This is a genomic window from Geomesophilobacter sediminis, from assembly GCF_016458275.1.
In the GTDB taxonomy this organism is placed as follows: domain Bacteria; phylum Desulfobacterota; class Desulfuromonadia; order Geobacterales; family Geobacteraceae; genus Geomesophilobacter; species Geomesophilobacter sediminis.
In genome coordinates this window covers 22,439-38,247 of sequence record NZ_JAEMHM010000017.1, presented here as the reverse complement: position 1 = coordinate 38,247, position 15,809 = coordinate 22,439, and the positions used below count along the sequence as shown (strand labels likewise).

Here is a 15,809-nt window from a genome sequence, read left to right as displayed (position 1 = left end):
GCGATCCGCCGAAGGCGTAACAACGGTTGCCGTCAACCGCACCGGAAAAAGCGCTCGCACCGAGTAGGCAGCTACCTTGTTTGCTCAAAGATGCCGGTGCAAAGAGACTCGATCGCGACAGGAATGTCGCCCCCACAGGGTTGGTCAACCTGCCCCTGGGAGCGCCATTCCTGCCGCGATTTTCTTTTTTAGCACGGGGAGCCGAGAGGCTACTTCAACAGCTGGTCCAGTTTGGGCACGTCGGCACCGACCACGGGCTCGCCGTTGATGAAGAAGGTGGGAGTTCCCTGAATGCCGACCTTCTTCGCCAGGGCAAGGTGCTCCTGGGCCAGCGCCTTGACCGCCTCGGTCGGCTGCGGCGCGTCTTTCGGGATGTCCTGGCCGAGCATCATGGCGTCGAAGGCGGCCGCCTTGTTCTCGGCACCGAGGATGTACTGGATCTTGGGCATGGCACCGGGATGGGCCAGCGGCGCGAAGAAGACGTACTGCGTCACATCGCTGCGCTTGCTGAAATACTCGAACGCCTTGCGGCAGTATGGGCAGTCCGGATCGGTAAACTCGATCACCACCTTCTTGCCGTCCCCGACCTTGACCGCCTTGTCCAGCGGAAGATTCTTCACCTGCGCCGCCGCCAGTGATGCCTTCCGCTCGGAGGTGCGGCTCTTGAGATCCTTCCCGATCATCTCACCGGTCAAGACGATATCTTTTGCCGGATAGTAGTAAAACACGTTCTGACCGGAGACCATCTCGTACAGGCCGGGGATCTCGGTCGGGTAGACCGCATCGATGGGGACCTGGGGGAAAGAGGCACGAAATGCATCCTCGGGCTTGGGAGCGGACGCGGCATAAGATGCAACCGCCATGACAAGGACCAGGACAGCCGCGAACAGAGGGGCAAGAAGGGATTTCCTGCTGAGCATTTTTCCTCCCGAACAACCATGTAATTTCGCCGAATGGGCGTGGGTAAATTGGTAAGCTTTGCCGGCTCCTTCCATCACGGATGCGGCGTTTTTTTCAAGGCCTCGAAAGCAAGCACCGATGCGCCCAAAACGCCGGCATCATCGCCCAGCTCTCCTTTAAGAACCCGGACCCGATGCCCGGGGATGGCAAAAGCACGCGAGGTCAGCTCCAGGCGCAGGGAATCGGCCAGCAAATCGAAGCTCTGCGCCACGCCGCCTCCGATGATCACCGCTTCCAGGTTCAAAAGGTTGACCGCGCCGGCGATGGCAATGCCGAGGTAACTTCCGGCCCGGCCGAAAATGGCGGCCGCGGCGACGTCCCCGCCATGAGCCCGCTGGGCGACGGCGTCTGCCGTGAACGACCCCTCCCCTTTACCGAACTCCCGTGCCGCAGCCGCCGCGATGGCGCTTGCGGAGGCGTACTGTTCGAGGCAGCCGCGGTTGCCGCAGCCGCAGGGGATTCCGGCCGGCTCCACCGTCACATGTCCGAATTCGCCGGCGACCCCGTCGATGCCGGTCCAGAGCTTGCCGTCGAGGATGAGTCCGCTGCCGACCCCGGTCCCGAGGGTGAGAGCGAGAAGCGTTTGATACGGGCGACCGGCGCCGAAATTTTTCTCCCCCACCGCGCAGGCGTTGGCGTCGTTGCCGGCAACTACCGGAATGCCGAGCCCGCTCCCGATGGCGTGGGCAAGGTTGAACCCCTCCAGCGGCAACAGGTTGACCGAGGAGTGGATGCAGCCGTCATTGGCAATGAGCCCCGGAATCCCCAGGCCGACCGCCCCGATAAGGTACCCCAACCGGTCCGCCTCGCGCTTGAGGTCGAACAGCACCGACAGGAGCCTATCCACGAAGGCCTCGCGCCCAAGGGAGATATCGGTCGGGATCCGGTCCTTTTGGATGATCTCGCCCTCGGCGGTAACCATTGCGCACCTGAGGTTGGTACCACCGACATCGACCCCGAGGCAGACCTCTTTCATGGCTCATCCTCCGGCCCTTCGGTAAAAAAGGGGAGCAGTTTGTCGAAGGTCGAGTAAAGCGCCTCCGGCAGGACACGGACATCGGCGTTGACCGCGATGAAGTTGGTGTCGCCATTCCAGCGGGGGACCACATGAAAATGGAGGTGGTCCTCGACTCCGGCGCCGGCGACTTTACCGAGGTTCATGCCGATATTGAACCCTTCGGCAGCGAGGGCGCGGCTCAACACGGACCGGCACCGGGCCATGCCACGGAATAGCTCCAGCATCTCGCAATCGCTCAATTCGTCGAAGGATGCCGTATGCCGCACCGGCGCAACCAGCAGGTGGCCGTTGCAATACGGATACCGGTTCAGCAGGATCCGCACGTGTTCGGTCCGCTGCAGCACCAGTTTTTCTCGATTGTCATCCTTGATGCAGAAGACGCAGCCGGCAGGTTTCTCGCCGGTGATATACTGTATGCGCCAGGGCGCCCAAAGCCTCTCCATCTCTTGCAACCTCCCATCGCCCGGGGGGCCCGGGAAAAACGCTTTCGGGATTATTAACCAATTCCGGTTCATTTACAATACTGGCTTGTCAAAAGAGCGGAAAACAGGTAGGTTGAGCAAAATACGCCTTCGAATACCATAAATAATAAAACACTTGTTCTATAAGGAACGGGAAAAGACTTGACACTTCCAAATAATGGGTTTATTAGTCAGGGACTCCCGGCGACAGCCGCGTAACCCATTGATTTGTCTGCCCAATTTTTTGTTTATTAAGAAGAAACTCGTCAATAAAACACAACGTACGTGTTGTACATGGATGTCAGGAAGGCCTGCATCACAAACCAGGAGGTAAAAATGACAAAGAAAATGGACGCCCTTGAATACCACTCCACCGGCCGCAAGGGCAAAATCGAGGTTATCTCTTCCAAGCCCTGCCTCACTTCCCGCGATCTGTCCCTGGCCTACACCCCCGGGGTCGCGGAGCCGTGCCTGGAAATCGAGAAAAATCCCGAAGACGCCTACAAGTACACGGCCAAAGGGAACCTGGTCGCCGTCGTTTCCAACGGCACCGCGGTCCTCGGCCTCGGCAACATCGGAGCCATCGCCGGCAAGCCGGTCATGGAAGGTAAAGGGGTCCTTTTCAAACGCTTTGCCGACGTCGACGTCTTCGACCTGGAAGTGAAGTCGGAGAACCCGGACGACGTCATCAAGGTGGTCCAGCTCCTGGAGCCGACCTTCGGCGGCATCAACCTCGAGGACATCAAGGCCCCCGAGTGTTTCTACATCGAAGAAGAGCTGAAAAAGACGATGAACATCCCGGTGTTCCACGACGACCAGCACGGCACCGCAATCATCTCTACTGCCGCGCTGATCAACGCCCTGCACCTGGTGGGGAAGAAGATCGAGGAGATCAAGATCGTGGTGAACGGCGCCGGCGCCGCGGGCGTTGCCTGCGCCAACCTCGCCATCTCCATGGGCGCGCAGCAGAAAAACGTGCTGATGTGCGACACCAAGGGGGTCATCTTCAAAGGGCGCACCGAAGGGATGAACGTCTACAAGGAGCGCCTGGCGGTGGATACCGAGGAGCGCACCCTCGACGAGGCCATGCAAAACGCCGACGTCTTCATCGGAGTCTCCGCCAAGGGCGCCGTCACCCCGTCCATGGTCCGGAGCATGGCGAAAGACCCGATTATCATGGCAATGGCCAACCCGGACCCGGAGATCACCCCGGAAGAGGCGCTTGCGGTCCGAAGCGACGTCATCATGGCCACCGGCCGCTCCGACTATCCGAACCAGGTCAACAACGTCCTCGGCTTCCCCTTCATCTTCCGCGGGGCCCTCGACGTTCGGGCCAGCACCATCAACGAGGAGATGAAGCGGGCCGCGGTCATGGCGCTTGCCGAACTGGCACGCGAGGATTGCCCCGACTCGGTCTGCCGCGCCTACGGCAACCAGAAATTCGCCTTCGGCCGTGACTACATCATCCCGAAGCCGTTCGACCCGCGCGCCCTGCTCCGCGTCGCCCCCGCGGTCGCCAAGGCCGCCATGGATTCCGGCGTCGCCCGGCAGCCGATCGAGGACATGGACCGCTACGTCGAGTCCCTTGAAGCCCTCCAGGGCAAGGCCAAGGAGACGATGCGCTTCATCATCAACAAGGCGAAGTGCGATCCGAAGAAGATCGTTTTCCCGGAAGGGGAGAACGAGAAGATCCTCAAGGCGGCCTACATCCTCATCGAGGAAGGGATCGCCGAGCCGGTGGTCATCGGCCACCGCAAGCGGATCGAAAAACTGATGGCCGACCTCGGCCTGGAGGGGATCAACATCATCGATCCCGAGGATTCCGAGCTCACCGACCGCTACGCCCAAGAGTTTTACCGCATGCGCCAGCGCAAAGGGATCACCCTTTCCGAGGCGCACCGCGTCATGCGGCGCAAGTCCCGCAACCATTTCGGTTCCATGATGGTGCACATGGGCGATGCCGACTGCCTCCTCTCCGGTATCGACGCCCACTATCCGGAGACCATCCGCCCGGCGCTCGAGGTGATCGGCCGCCAGCCCCAGCTCTCCGGCGTGCATGGCATGTACATGATGATCTTCAACAAGCGGATCACGTTCATGGCCGACACCACGGTGACCATGGACCCGACCGCTGAGGAACTGGCCGAGACCGCCATCCTCGCGGCCGAGAAGGTGCGCATGCTGGAAATCGAGCCGCGGGTGGCGATGCTCTCCTTCTCCAACTTCGGTTCGGTGAACCATGAGCTCACCAACAAGGTGAAGCGCGCCGTGGAGATCGTAAAGCTGCGCGCACCGAGCCTGGAGATCGACGGCGAGATGCAGGCCGACACCGCAGTGACCCCGGAGCTTCTGGGGAACTACCCGTTCTCCTCGCTCACCGGTCCGGCCAACGTTCTCATCTTCCCCGACCTCAACTCCGGGAACATCGCCTACAAGCTGCTGCACCGCCTGGGCGGCGCCGAAGCCATCGGGCCGATCCTCATGGGGATGAACAAGCCGACCCACGTGCTGCAGCGCGGCGACGACGTTTCCAACATCGTCAACATGGCGGCCATCGCGGTCGTCGACGCCCAGTAACGCCGGCAGCTGCCGGGTAAAAAAGAAACGACCACAAGGGATCCGGAATTTCCGGATCCCTTTTTATTTTTGCCCCACCTCAAGAAGATGGCTGCCCACCCTAGGGAAGCGCCTTTCCAGACGCGATTCCTTTTTCATTTGCCGCCTGCGGCGGTTCGCCCCAGGAATGGCGCTCCCACAGTTGAAGCACCTAAACCTTAACTTTCCCGCCCTTCCAGCCGGGACGCTATCTCATTCTTTCGAAAAGATAATCACACTCGAACTCTTGGTGCCGCCTTTGCATCCTCAGCAGGGTCCGCGGTAAAGATCACTCAAGGGTTCCAGGTCGGATGCCGCGAAACCTGCGCCGGGCCCGGCTTTGCACCGAAATCAAACAAAGCAGGGTCCCCATCGGTCCCGTTTTATTTTTGCGTGATTTGGCTACCCCCTGCCGCCCCCTGGCGTCTTTTGGCTAGGACCAGTTTTTTGCCCCGGCCGAAAGGTGACGGCGGAAACAGAGGTGAATGACATGGATCGTCTAGCATCCCCCCCGCAGTTGGTGCAGAAAAACCAAAACTATTTCCTGTACGGCATTGCCGCATCCGCCCTGCTCCACGTCATCTGCAGCGCGATGCTCCTGGCCGCCCCCAAAGGGGTTCAGACCAGCTCCGCCATTACCTACCTCGATCTTAAGATGGCCCAGTTGCAGGCCCCGATGAGCGCACCACAAGCTCAGCCCGCGGTGACCAAGGCCCCACCGGAACCGGTGAGCGTTGCGAAATCGGAGCCGCAGCCGGTCCAGGCCCCCACTCCGGCGGCCGTCTCCCCTGCCCAGGCAGCGGAACCGCCTGCCATCCAGCCCAAAGCCCCCGCCACCGAGAGCCTTCTTTCCGAAATGGGGCTGGGACTTTCCCGGGGGTTTTTCAAGTCAATCTCCGAGGGAGCTTCGCTTCGGTCCGACATCCGCCCCTACTACATCGACATGCTCCAGGCGATCAATGAAAAGTGGTGGCTCGGCGGCCCCGCCGCGGGCTCGAAGCGGATCGAACCGGTCATCATCGCTATCGTCATCGCCCGCAACGGCGAGATCGTGGACCAAAGGCTCTTGAAGCGCTCCGGCAACGATGCCTACGACCGGACGGTCTTGGAGTCGATTCGGAAGGCAAGCCCCCTCCCCCCGCTCCCGGCCAGCTACGAAGGAGACTTCTTCCAGGCGCCGATCCGCCTGGTCCCCCCCCTGGACCTGATGAGGTCCTAACCTCCAGCAATGCAAAAGGGCTCCCCTCGAGAAAGGGAGCCCCTTTTATTTATTGACGCCGCAGTAGTAACTGTGGGAGCGCCATTCCCGGCACGAATGACCAAAAGCCCCTCTAGGCGATTCAGAGCGAGAACTCGTCTTCCAGCTCGATCTCCTCGATCTCCTCGATCTTCTCTTCGCCGGTCAGCCGGCCCAGCCTAAGTGCCACATCCTGGAACCCGGCGTCCCAAGTGTACACCTCCTGGTAGAGTTCCAGCGCCGCGCCGGTCTTGCCGCTCTGCTCGAAGAGGTCAGCCAGCTCATACCCGAGCCACATTCTTTCCTCGACCGAGACCCCCTGCAGGGAACGCCCCTGGGTAAGAAGCTCCTCCGCCTTTTCATTGTCGCCCAAATCGCGGTAGCACAGTGCCTGAAAGGTCAGCGAATCAAGGCGGCGCCGAGGGTTGCGTCCCGCCTGGAAAAGTTCCTTGATCGCGTCGCGGTACATCCCCATTTCCCGGTAGGCAAGGCCGAGATCGTAATGGGACTGCAGTTCGGCAAGATCACCGTCAGCAGCGGGGATGCTCCATTCAGGGAAGATATCCCCCCAGGTAAGAGCGGCCGGTTCACCACCGGCCGGGGCCGTGTCCGGACCCGGCGCCTGCACCGCAGGTATCGGCGCCACCGGCGCGCCCGGCGCCTTGGCAGCGGGGGCAGACTCCACCGCAGCGGCGGAGTTTGCCGGGGCAGCCGTTTCCTCGAGCGAGACGACCGGCACAGGACCTGCGGCTTCCAAATCCACCAGGTCCAGCCAATCCAGCCCCTCTTCGATGGGCACCTCAGCAGGTTCATCTAATGAAGTCAGCGCGGGGAGTTCGGGGGCCGGCGTGGTTGCCACGCGGGCATCGGCACCAGCGCTAACATCTGCCAGGGGAGCAAGGGGTGCCTCAGCCTCGTCATCTTCATCGGCGGCATCGTCGAAATCGAGCTCAATTTCCACTTCCCAATACGGCTCGGGAGCCGCGGCGGTTTCGGCAGCGTCTCTTTCGACTTCAGGGGAAATGCCCTCCGGGGCCGCGCTGATCGCCACCGGAGCGGCAGCCGGTGCCTCGGCAACCGAGGGAACAGCTGACGGAAGCTCTTCCTGAAGAAAATCGGGAAGTTCAAAGTCGGGAAGGGACTCGGCCGCGCCGACCGGTTCGGAGGGGAGCTCTTCCGGCTCCAATGCCAACCCAAGTTCCGGCCCCTCGGCCGCTCCCGGAAATTCAACGGGAGCAGCGGTGCCGGCGGCGGGTTCCGGCTCCGCTGCATCATCCTCCAGGGATATCGGAAGCTCGGCATGCGGTGCCGGCTGCTTGGGCTCAGCCTCGGCAACGCCGCCCGCAGTTGCCAGAGCGGCATCGCTTTGTTGCCGGTGCAGCGGTGCGGCCGCCGCGGTCAGTTTCGCCTTTTCCGGGTACATGAGGTTCAGGCGCTGTTCGAACTTTTCCGCACCGGCCAGGTCCCCGCGGGTCCTGAGCGTCCGGAGGATTTCGCTGAACGTGTGGTAGGCCGCCTCGTTCTCGCCGACCCGGCGCTGCGTCTCCGCGTATTTCAAACGGGTGGTGAGGTTCTGGCCGTCGATGGAGATCATCTGCTCCAGGACCTCAATTACCTTCTTCAGGTTCCCTTCCCGCTCCAGCGCACCCACCACCTGCCCGTACTCGGCCAGCGCGTTGCCGACCAGCCCCTGCTTCTGGTTGAGTTCTGCCAGGGTCAGCGAAACGTGGGTGTCGGTTGGCACCAGGCGCTGGATCTGCTTGTAGACGGCGATCGCCTTCAGGTAATACGAATTCTGGGCGTAGTTCCGGGCGATATCCTCGAACTGCTCGATCGCCTCTTCCTTGCGGCCGTCGCGCACCAGGAGTTCGGCTAATTTTTGCCGATACCGGTTGTCGCGCGGATCAAGGGCCACGACTTGCTGATAGTCGCGGATGGCACGGTCGATCTGCCCACGGAGCGCAAAACGCTGAGCGCTTTCCAGAAATTTGTCTTTTTGTGACGCCACTTATGCCTCTATAGTAAGGGTTCGGGCCAAATTAAAACAAAGAAGAACCGCTGTCAAGCCTGCTGCCGGGCCTGCTTGAGCAGGTCGCGACAGCGGCGGAGCTCGTCGGTCTGCAGCGGGCGGTCCTGATAAACCGCCGCGCCGTAAATGGCGGCAAATTCCTTCAGGGCGGGGTCCCGAAGGCGCCGGCTCGCTTCGTAGACGCCGCATTTTCGAGAGTTGAGCTCCGGATCACGGCGTGCCGCAATCCGGAGAAATTCCCGCACCAACCGCTCCTCGGGCGAGGCCGGACGCTGCCGGATCCAGAAGAAGACCGCTACGATCCCGCCTGCGGCGAGCAGGACCAGGATAACCTCCCTTTTGGGAACCGAGGGAGCAGAGAAGCCGCGCACTTTCTGCGCCGCGGTGCGGACCAGGGATATCTGCTTTTCGAGATCGTAGGTAACCACCGCCTTGTTCCAATAAAACCCCATCAGGTCGGCGTACAGCCGCACCCGGGCCCCCAGGCTTTCGTTTTGGACGAACCCCTGGGACCACTGGCTCGGGTCGATCTTAACCCATCCCTTGCCGTCGACAAACGCCTCCACCCAGACGTGGGCAGTGTCTTCGGTAATCAGGTAGTACCCCCCCATGTCGCTGTAGATCCCGCCATGGTAACCGCCCACCAGCCGGGCCGGGACCCCGCCCAGCCGAAGCAGAAGCGCGCAGGCGGAGGCGAAATATTCACAGTTGCCGTGACGTTTCACATAGAGGAAGGAGTCGAGCGCGTCTTTGCCGACCGGGAGGTCATGGGTGGTGTAGGAGAGCCGCCGGGAGCGGAAAAAGCTTCGTACCGCGGCAATTTTTCCCTCGGCATCGTCGGACCGGGCCGCGAGCACCTGCCCCTCGGCAAAAAGCCGGGGCGGGATGCTGCGAGGCAGCGCCAGGTAAAAGGAGCGATCCAGGTCGCCGACGTTTTTTAGGGAGTCGGAAAGGACCGACCAGGCGCGATAAGAAACCCGCTTGTTGCCAGGGACCTGCCCGGTGAACACCTGGTCCGGCGATGCGTTGTTCCGCACCCCGACCAGCTTTCGGGGAAGGTTCAGCGCGATCAGGTAGCCGGTCGCCGACGGTTCGGGATAGATTTCCTGTTCCACGGATTCCCCTGCAGGCACCGCGGCGTCCTCCCCTTCCGGGGGAGCCAGGCGCACCCAGGCATCGCCGGCATAACCGTTGAGGACGATGCCCCGCCAATAGAGGCTATCCTCGGGCAATTTGCGGCAGACCGCCCGGAAAGCGACGTTTTTGGGAGTGGTGACGCTCGAGGTCGCACCGGGGCGCACCGTGTCGGTGAAACCGACCTGCCGGGCGCCGCCTCCCTTCAGAAAGGACCAGAGCGGATACGGGGTCCTCGGCAGCAGGAAGAACAGAAAGAGCATCAGCGGCAAGGAGGCCACCGGCATCAGGAGCGCCACAGAGAGGACCCTTTTCAGCTGCAGCCGGGAAAGCATGATCTCCCGCTCCTGTACCTGGAAGGTAAGCACAACGAGCGATACGGCAAGCAGCAGGAGCAGGGCCAGGAGATACACCAGGAAGAGTGCCGACAGGTTGTACAGCGAGGAGGCCGCCAGGCAGAAAAGCGAAAGTCCGAAAATCTGCAGGTAGTTACGGCCGCTCTTTTCCCCCAGCATCCTCACCGCCAGAAGGACGACCAGCAGGTTGGAGGTGACGGCAACCACGGTTTCCAGCGACAGACCCGAGACGTAGTAAAGGAAAAGCAGGATGGAAAGCGGGGTAAGGATCTTGCCGCCGGGGGATTTTTCCCGGCGTTCCAGGGTCACACCGACCACCAAAGCAACGGGGAAAAACCATCGGGCCAGCGGGTCCAGGTAGGGGAAGAGCGGCAGGTATCCGATCGAGGCGATGACGATCGCCAGAGTGGCTACGACCGCCTTAATTTTGACCATAGGTCGCCAATTCTCCGAGCATTTTGAGCCGGTGCGCCCGGCTGGCACCGGGCTGGATGATATCTTCGCCGATCTTCAGCCCCACGGCGCGCCCCCTTTTTATCAGCGCGTTGATGAGATAGGTCCCGACACCAAGCCGCTCCTCCAGGTCCCGTCCCGGGAGGAGATCGACCTCCAGGATGACCGGCTCCTCGGCGGTCGCCGTCAGTTCCTTCACCTTGAAGACCTCGTGCTTGGCGGACAGGCGCCAGTGGATGAGTTTGAGCGACTCTCCACCGCGGTAGTCGCTGATCTTCGCCAGGTCTCCTTCGTAGCCCGGCTGCCGGGAGGCCGCGGCGATGCCGGACTCCTCGGTTCCGGAGGCGAAAAGGCCCGAAGCCGAACGCGGGGCCGGGAATACGGTGAAATCGGCGCTGATGGGAGCACGGGTGAAACGGACGAAGAAATTAACCGGGAATGGCGAGCTGATTAACGGCCGGTCGACGTGGTGGCGCCCCCGCGTGTCGAAAGAGGTGATGAAAGATCCCTCTTCGCTCTTTCCGGCATCCAGCATGGTAAAGACGCTGGTGACGCCGCAGAGCTGGGTGTTGATCAGGAAGGAGGGGAGCCAGCGCTTGCGATTCTGGACGGAGAGCCCGACCAGGGTTTCGCGACCGGCGTAGATTTCGTCCGGGAGCCGGAGCGAGACCGCCAGGTAGCGGATATTCAGCCAGCCGAGCAGCCCCGACATCGCCATGAAGGCCAGCATGGCCGAAACGGTCAGGAAAAGGAGGTTGTTCCCCGTGTTCACCGCGGCAATCCCGAGCAAAAGCGTTGCGGCGACGTAGAAGCCGCCTCCCTTGGTGAGGCTTATGTGACCGGGAGGGGTATTTCTTTCACGATGGCGTTTAATAGTTCCTCCTTGCGGATAGCTTCCTGTTCCGGCTTGAGCATCAACCGGTGCGAGCAGACCACCGCAGCCACGTCTTTGACGTCCTCCGGTATCACGAAGGAACGACCGTCCAGGTAGGCGGCCGCCTTGGCGGCGTCGACCAGGCCGATGGCGCCGCGGGTGGAGATGCCGGCCAGGACCATCGGATGCTCCCGGGTCGCCCGCGCGATGGCATAGACGTAGTCGATGACCTTTTCGCCGACGTAGATGCCGTGCACCGCCCGCATCGCCTCGATCAGATCATCGTGGGTCACCGTGGGGGTTAGATGCTGGATCTCCTCCCGGATCGAGCCGTGCATCAGGATGTTCTTCTCGGTTTCTTCGGGAGGGTAGCCGATCCCCGTTTTCAGGATGAAACGGTCCATCTGTGCTTCCGGGAGCGGAAAGGTGCCGACCTGCTCGATGGGGTTCTGAGTGGCCAGGACCAGGAAAGGCTGGGGAAGGGGGTAGGTCACCCCCTCGACGGTCACCCGCCGCTCCTCCATCGCCTCCAAAAGGGCGCTCTGGGTCTTGGGCATGGCGCGGTTGATCTCGTCGATCAGGACGATGTTGTTGAACACCGGCCCCTTGATGAAGGTGAAACGCCCCGCGTTGCGGTCGTAGATGGAAAGACCGGTGATGTCGGAGGGAAGAAGATCGCTCGTGCACTGCACCCTCCCGAAGGAAAGCCCCATGGAGCCGGCAAAGGCGAGTGCCATGGTCGTTTTGCCGAGCCCCGGAAGGTCTTCGAGAAGGATATGTCCGCCGGTCAGAAGGGCCATCAGGCAGAGACGGACCGCCCTCCCCTTCCCTCGCAGGCGACGACCGGAAAGCTCGTCCAGGACGGCAATCATCTCGTCGCGCTTCGCTAAACTCATGAGAATCTCCCTGTGCCCAAGAATCAACCCAGTATATCAATTCGATGGGAAAAGCTAAAGGTTATCTCCCCCTCCCTTTCTTTGGGGAGAGTTGGGGAGGGCGTTGGGAGCCAACCGGGAGCTGGCCGGCTAGAAAGTCGTGGGCGCGCTGCATGTCGCGCCCGTCAACCCGATTCCAATAGAAAAAGGCAGGTTCCGAAAGAGGAACCCGCCTTAAGAAGCAGTAGTAAAAGGATTATTCGCGCCTGGAAAGTCGCTCCCACAGCTATGGCAGGCCCCAGCTTATCCAGTCCGGCACACCCACCCTGTCCTACAGCTGCCCCATGAACTTGTGGGTCTGGGGGATCACCCGCACCTCTGAGAGCAGCCGGGAGGCGAGTTCCTGGAATTCGAGCATCCGGATCGGGGTCACCGAGACCCGGCCGTCAGGGCGGGTCATCGGCTGCAGAATCAGGGGAATGGCGGGATCAACCTCGGCGGTGAGGGCCACCGAGCGCTCGATTTCCCAGCTCTGGGTCGTCTCGTCGACCACAACCTTGACATATACCTGCCGCTGCGCCGCAAGCCGCAGGAAACGCTCGTGGTCATCCCAGCGCGGCTCCACGCCCGAAGCGGAAGGAAGCTTGAAATCCATCCCCACCCAGTCCAGATGAGGCAGGACCTCCTTAAGCGCTTCCCAGAGGGTTCCGTTGGTCTCCAGGTGGACGGGAAGGATCTTGCGCAGTTCGGGGAGGCAGACCTTCAGGGCATCGACCTGCAGCAGGGGCTCGCCGCCGGTCACGCTGATCGAATGGTGCACGCCGGGCCAGCCATGGATCCATTCCCCGATAAGGGATACGATCCGTTGCATGGAAACCGGGTTCGCGACCTCGATGAAATCGCGGCGTCCCGGGGTTTGCTCCAGAAGGCAATGTTCCGGAAGATTGCTCATGCCGGGGGTGTCGCAGAAGCTGCAGGTGAGGTTGCACCCGGAAAACCGCAGAAAAACCTGCCGCAATCCGACGAGCACCCCTTCTCCCTGCAGCGAGGAGAAGCATTCCACGACACCGGCGGCGGGGGTGGAGCTACTCATAGTAACTCGCAGCAGCGAAATCGGATTCCCAGACGGTTACCATCTCGACCTTCACCCCGCGCCCGGAGAAAATCCGGGTCAGCTCGCCGTAGAGGTGGCGGGCGATGTTCTCCGAGGAAGGAGAGATCTCCTTGAACGGGGTCAGCTCGTTGAGGTACTTGTGGTCCAGGGTTTTCAGAAGGTCGTTGGTCTCCTTCTTGAGGATCTTGAAGTCGATGCCCAGACCGGCCTTGTCGAGGGAATCCGTGGAGACGGAAACCTCCACCTTCCAGTTATGGCCATGGAGATTCTCGCAGTCACCCTGGTAATGGGTGAGATTGTGTGCGGCGGCAAAGGCAGTGTGAATGGTAAGACGGTACATGACGCCCCTCCGATTGTTATTGATAGATCACCGCACTATAGCAGAGGCGTTCTTAATACACAATCCACAAGCCGGCCGTCTTCCGGCGGCAACCAAACAGCATCTTGACGCCCTTCCCTTAATGAAGTAGGTTTACCCCTCCAGACAAACCCGCCAGCTCTCTGAAGGAAGCGTCGCTTTTGAGATCCATTTCCCGGAAGTTGCACCGCTGCATAACCGTCTTTACCGCGGCCGTTAGCACAGGATCCGTGTTCCTGTTGTTGGTTGCCTTTCCGCCGTCCGCAGCGGCGGCAACCGATATTCCCGCACCGCCCCCGCCCCCAACGGCAGCCGATTCCCGCACGCCCCATCTAACCGCTGACGCCGCTTCCGAGGCAACGGGAGAGAAAGCCGAGTTCGCCCCGCAAACGGAAGCCTGGATGTCGAAGGTCGAACTCGTCCCCGACTACGATCTCTACTACACGAGCCTCGGTTTGCACATCCCGCTCACCAAAGCCGCGATCCCCGACCTGGGCACCTCTTCGGAATACAACGTGTACCGGCACCTCTTCCTGAACTCGCTGACGCCACGTTACCTGCTCCTGGAGGCGGGGGTCTTTCCGATGCCGCTCACCGGGGTCGGCATCAGGAAGTACGCTCCGGATTTCTACCAGAAGATGGGCATCGGCGACGATTTCAACCTGATCGAGTCGATCACGACCGGTTTCCCGGAACCCTATGCGGTGTCGGTCTTCGTGGGAGACATCGTCAATTTCAGCAAGCCGGATGAAAAGAAGGTGGGCACCAACAAAGGGTACATGGGGTACCTTTTCAGCTACTCCAACGAGCACATCCGCCGGAACATCCTGATCCAGGACAACAATTACGAGGTGGAATGGAAGATGAAGGGTGAGCGGAACTTCCAGGGGGAGCGCCTGAGCTGGAGTTTCCGGGTGGGGGCGAAGCTGCACGAAAATCCTGACATCACCAACGCGATCTACCTGGGGATCCGGCGCAACAACCTGAGCTTCCGGTCGCCGTTTCTCTCCTGGCTGGACAACACCAACATGCAGATGCGCCTGGATTTTTCCCAGCCCGGAATGGAGCTCCTTCGGCAGGAGTACCTGATCGGGAAGTCATACCCGATCGAAGGCAAGAACTACGCCCTCAAGCTCGACCTGGGTTTTGCCTGGGAAGGCGCCAACCTTTACACCGGCAGGCTCCATTACCTCGAGCACAGCGGTTTCACCGTCATCATCCGGCCCAATATCGACTTCTAACGCCGTAACCAAGGACAGGGAGCGGGTATAAAAAGGTGGCTGGTCGCTGTGGGAGCGCCTTTGCTGGCGCGAATGCAATGGAGCAGGAAAGGAGGTCTTCCGGTCAGATGCTGATGCTTTCCCCGGGGCGGACCGGCTGCGAGACGGGCGTCGTGAAGGAGCGATAGGCGAGGAAAAAGAAGAGGATGACGGCAAGGACGATGTAGGCGAAAATGCGCCCCAGTTTGGCGGGCCGGTCGCCGGCGCCGCTTTGCAGGAAACCGCCGGCGGCGATCAGAACGCCGCAGCCACCGGTCAACCCGCCCAGGAAAAACCCGAGCAGGGTAATTTCGGCATCCCCTCCCCCACCGAGCAGAAGGACGTCCGCAATTTCGGAATGAAAGAAGGTTCCGGCCGTGACGCAGAGGATCCCGGCGAGGATGAGTTTTAGTCCGTAACGTACGGTTGATCGGCGCATGGCGGTTTAGGAAGTGGTGTGGTTCATTCGCACCAGCTCACGTCCCCTACCCCTTTGCGGAGCACGGTCGGGACGTCGCCGATGAGGCTGACGACGGAAGAGACGTCCGCGGAGAGGTCTCCGCCGTCAACGACGATATCGAGCACTTTGCCGAGGTCGCAGTCGACCTGCCAGGGGTTCCCGATCGGGTCCTCCCCGGAAAGGTTTGCGCTGGTGGTGACGATGGGTGCACCGAGCTCGGCTACCAGGGCGAGGCAGATGTTGTTGTCGGGAATCCTGATGCCGACGGTGCGCTGTTTGGTCAGCAGCAGATCGGGAACGATGGAATTCGCCTCGAGGACGAAGGTGTAAGGGCCGGGAAGCTGGCGCCTCAGGACCTTGAAGGCATAGTTGGAGACCCGGGCGTACTTGGCCACCTCGGAGATGTCACGGCAGATGAACGAAAACGGTTTCTTCCGGTCCCGCTGCTTGATCGTGTAGATCCGCTCGACCCCTTTTTTGGAGAAAATGGAGCAGCCGATGCCGTAGGTGGTGTCGGTCGGATAGGCCACCACCCCGTCATTTTTCAGCAGGTCCACCACCCGGGAGATCAGCCTGGGTTGGGGATTATCGGGATTGATCTCGATCAGCATTGCCGTTTCTACTCC

The 15,809-nt window shown here is 61.2% G+C and carries 14 protein-coding genes; 3 read left to right on the top strand and 11 right to left on the bottom strand.

Annotated features, from left to right (window positions below):
- Positions 1-209: 209 nt before the first annotated feature.
- The 3 genes from JFN93_RS18830 to JFN93_RS18820 all read right to left on the bottom strand — a co-directional run bounded on the left by JFN93_RS18830 (position 210) and on the right by JFN93_RS18820 (position 2,421).
- Complete coding sequence (locus JFN93_RS18830) at positions 210-920, bottom strand: DsbC family protein (protein ID WP_199385681.1); 711 nt, start codon at positions 918-920, stop codon at positions 210-212.
- A gap of 74 nt (positions 921-994) precedes the next feature.
- Positions 995-1,936, bottom strand: coding sequence for an ROK family protein (locus tag JFN93_RS18825; RefSeq protein WP_199385680.1), 942 nt, complete (start codon positions 1,934-1,936; stop codon positions 995-997).
- Positions 1,933-2,421, bottom strand: a complete 489-nt coding sequence (locus JFN93_RS18820; protein ID WP_199385679.1) for an HIT family protein — start codon at positions 2,419-2,421, stop codon at positions 1,933-1,935. The genes JFN93_RS18825 and JFN93_RS18820 overlap by 4 nt, the downstream gene beginning before the upstream one ends.
- 354 nt (positions 2,422-2,775) lie before the next feature.
- Between JFN93_RS18820 and JFN93_RS18815 the strand changes: the two genes are divergently transcribed.
- A complete protein-coding gene (locus tag JFN93_RS18815; RefSeq protein WP_199385678.1) occupies positions 2,776-5,016 on the top strand; it encodes an NADP-dependent malic enzyme in 2,241 nt (746 codons plus the stop codon).
- A gap of 508 nt (positions 5,017-5,524) precedes the next feature.
- Positions 5,525-6,253 carry an energy transducer TonB gene (locus JFN93_RS18810; protein WP_199385677.1) on the top strand — a complete coding sequence of 243 codons (729 nt, stop codon included), beginning with the start codon at positions 5,525-5,527 and terminating at the stop codon, positions 6,251-6,253.
- A gap of 121 nt (positions 6,254-6,374) precedes the next feature.
- Here JFN93_RS18810 and JFN93_RS18805 read toward each other — a convergent pair whose 3' ends face one another.
- The 6 genes from JFN93_RS18805 to queD form a co-directional block, all read right to left on the bottom strand.
- Positions 6,375-8,279, bottom strand: a complete 1,905-nt coding sequence (locus JFN93_RS18805) for a tetratricopeptide repeat protein (protein WP_199385676.1) — start codon at positions 8,277-8,279, stop codon at positions 6,375-6,377.
- Between the two features lie 53 nt (positions 8,280-8,332).
- Positions 8,333-10,225, bottom strand: coding sequence for a transglutaminase family protein (locus tag JFN93_RS18800; RefSeq protein WP_199385675.1), 1,893 nt, complete (start codon positions 10,223-10,225; stop codon positions 8,333-8,335).
- Positions 10,212-11,015, bottom strand: coding sequence for a DUF58 domain-containing protein (locus JFN93_RS18795; protein WP_328754319.1), 804 nt, complete (start codon positions 11,013-11,015; stop codon positions 10,212-10,214). Before JFN93_RS18795 ends, JFN93_RS18800 begins: the two co-directional genes overlap by 14 nt.
- A gap of 59 nt (positions 11,016-11,074) precedes the next feature.
- Positions 11,075-12,013: an AAA family ATPase gene (locus tag JFN93_RS18790; RefSeq protein ID WP_199385674.1), complete on the bottom strand. Its 939-nt coding sequence runs from the start codon at positions 12,011-12,013 to the stop codon at positions 11,075-11,077.
- 310 nt (positions 12,014-12,323) lie between these two features.
- Positions 12,324-13,085, bottom strand: coding sequence for a 7-carboxy-7-deazaguanine synthase QueE (locus JFN93_RS18785; RefSeq protein ID WP_199385673.1), 762 nt, complete (start codon positions 13,083-13,085; stop codon positions 12,324-12,326).
- A complete protein-coding gene (gene queD / locus JFN93_RS18780; protein ID WP_199385672.1) occupies positions 13,078-13,446 on the bottom strand; it encodes a 6-carboxytetrahydropterin synthase QueD in 369 nt (122 codons plus the stop codon). Before queD ends, JFN93_RS18785 begins: the two co-directional genes overlap by 8 nt.
- Positions 13,447-13,865: 419 nt before the next feature.
- Here queD and JFN93_RS18775 point away from each other — a divergent pair, with 419 nt between their 5' ends.
- Positions 13,866-14,705, top strand: a complete 840-nt coding sequence (locus tag JFN93_RS18775) for a hypothetical protein (protein WP_199385671.1) — start codon at positions 13,866-13,868, stop codon at positions 14,703-14,705.
- Positions 14,706-14,808: 103 nt separating this feature from the next.
- Here JFN93_RS18775 and JFN93_RS18770 read toward each other — a convergent pair whose 3' ends face one another.
- Positions 14,809-15,162, bottom strand: coding sequence for a hypothetical protein (locus JFN93_RS18770; protein ID WP_199385670.1), 354 nt, complete (start codon positions 15,160-15,162; stop codon positions 14,809-14,811).
- 23 nt (positions 15,163-15,185) lie between these two features.
- Entirely contained in the window at positions 15,186-15,794 is a 609-nt protein-coding gene (locus JFN93_RS18765; protein ID WP_199385669.1) for an L-threonylcarbamoyladenylate synthase, read from the bottom strand.
- Positions 15,795-15,809 lie beyond the last annotated feature (15 nt).

What these genes read in the sequence shown, in the direction of transcription:
- JFN93_RS18830 (WP_199385681.1), bottom strand. Translation starts at nt 920, where the DNA reads ATGCTCAGCAGGAAATCCCTTCTTGCCCCTCTGTTCGCGGCTGTCCTG.
- JFN93_RS18825 (WP_199385680.1), bottom strand. Translation starts at nt 1,936, where the DNA reads ATGAAAGAGGTCTGCCTCGGGGTCGATGTCGGTGGTACCAACCTCAGG.
- JFN93_RS18820 (WP_199385679.1), bottom strand. Translation starts at nt 2,421, where the DNA reads ATGGAGAGGCTTTGGGCGCCCTGGCGCATACAGTATATCACCGGCGAG.
- JFN93_RS18815 (WP_199385678.1), top strand. Translation starts at nt 2,776, where the DNA reads ATGACAAAGAAAATGGACGCCCTTGAATACCACTCCACCGGCCGCAAG.
- JFN93_RS18810 (WP_199385677.1), top strand. Translation starts at nt 5,525, where the DNA reads ATGGATCGTCTAGCATCCCCCCCGCAGTTGGTGCAGAAAAACCAAAAC.
- JFN93_RS18800 (WP_199385675.1), bottom strand. Translation starts at nt 10,225, where the DNA reads ATGGTCAAAATTAAGGCGGTCGTAGCCACTCTGGCGATCGTCATCGCC.
- JFN93_RS18790 (WP_199385674.1), bottom strand. Translation starts at nt 12,013, where the DNA reads ATGAGTTTAGCGAAGCGCGACGAGATGATTGCCGTCCTGGACGAGCTT.
- JFN93_RS18785 (WP_199385673.1), bottom strand. Translation starts at nt 13,085, where the DNA reads ATGAGTAGCTCCACCCCCGCCGCCGGTGTCGTGGAATGCTTCTCCTCG.
- queD (WP_199385672.1), bottom strand. Translation starts at nt 13,446, where the DNA reads ATGTACCGTCTTACCATTCACACTGCCTTTGCCGCCGCACACAATCTC.
- JFN93_RS18775 (WP_199385671.1), top strand. Translation starts at nt 13,866, where the DNA reads ATGTCGAAGGTCGAACTCGTCCCCGACTACGATCTCTACTACACGAGC.
- JFN93_RS18770 (WP_199385670.1), bottom strand. Translation starts at nt 15,162, where the DNA reads ATGCGCCGATCAACCGTACGTTACGGACTAAAACTCATCCTCGCCGGG.
- JFN93_RS18765 (WP_199385669.1), bottom strand. Translation starts at nt 15,794, where the DNA reads ATGCTGATCGAGATCAATCCCGATAATCCCCAACCCAGGCTGATCTCC.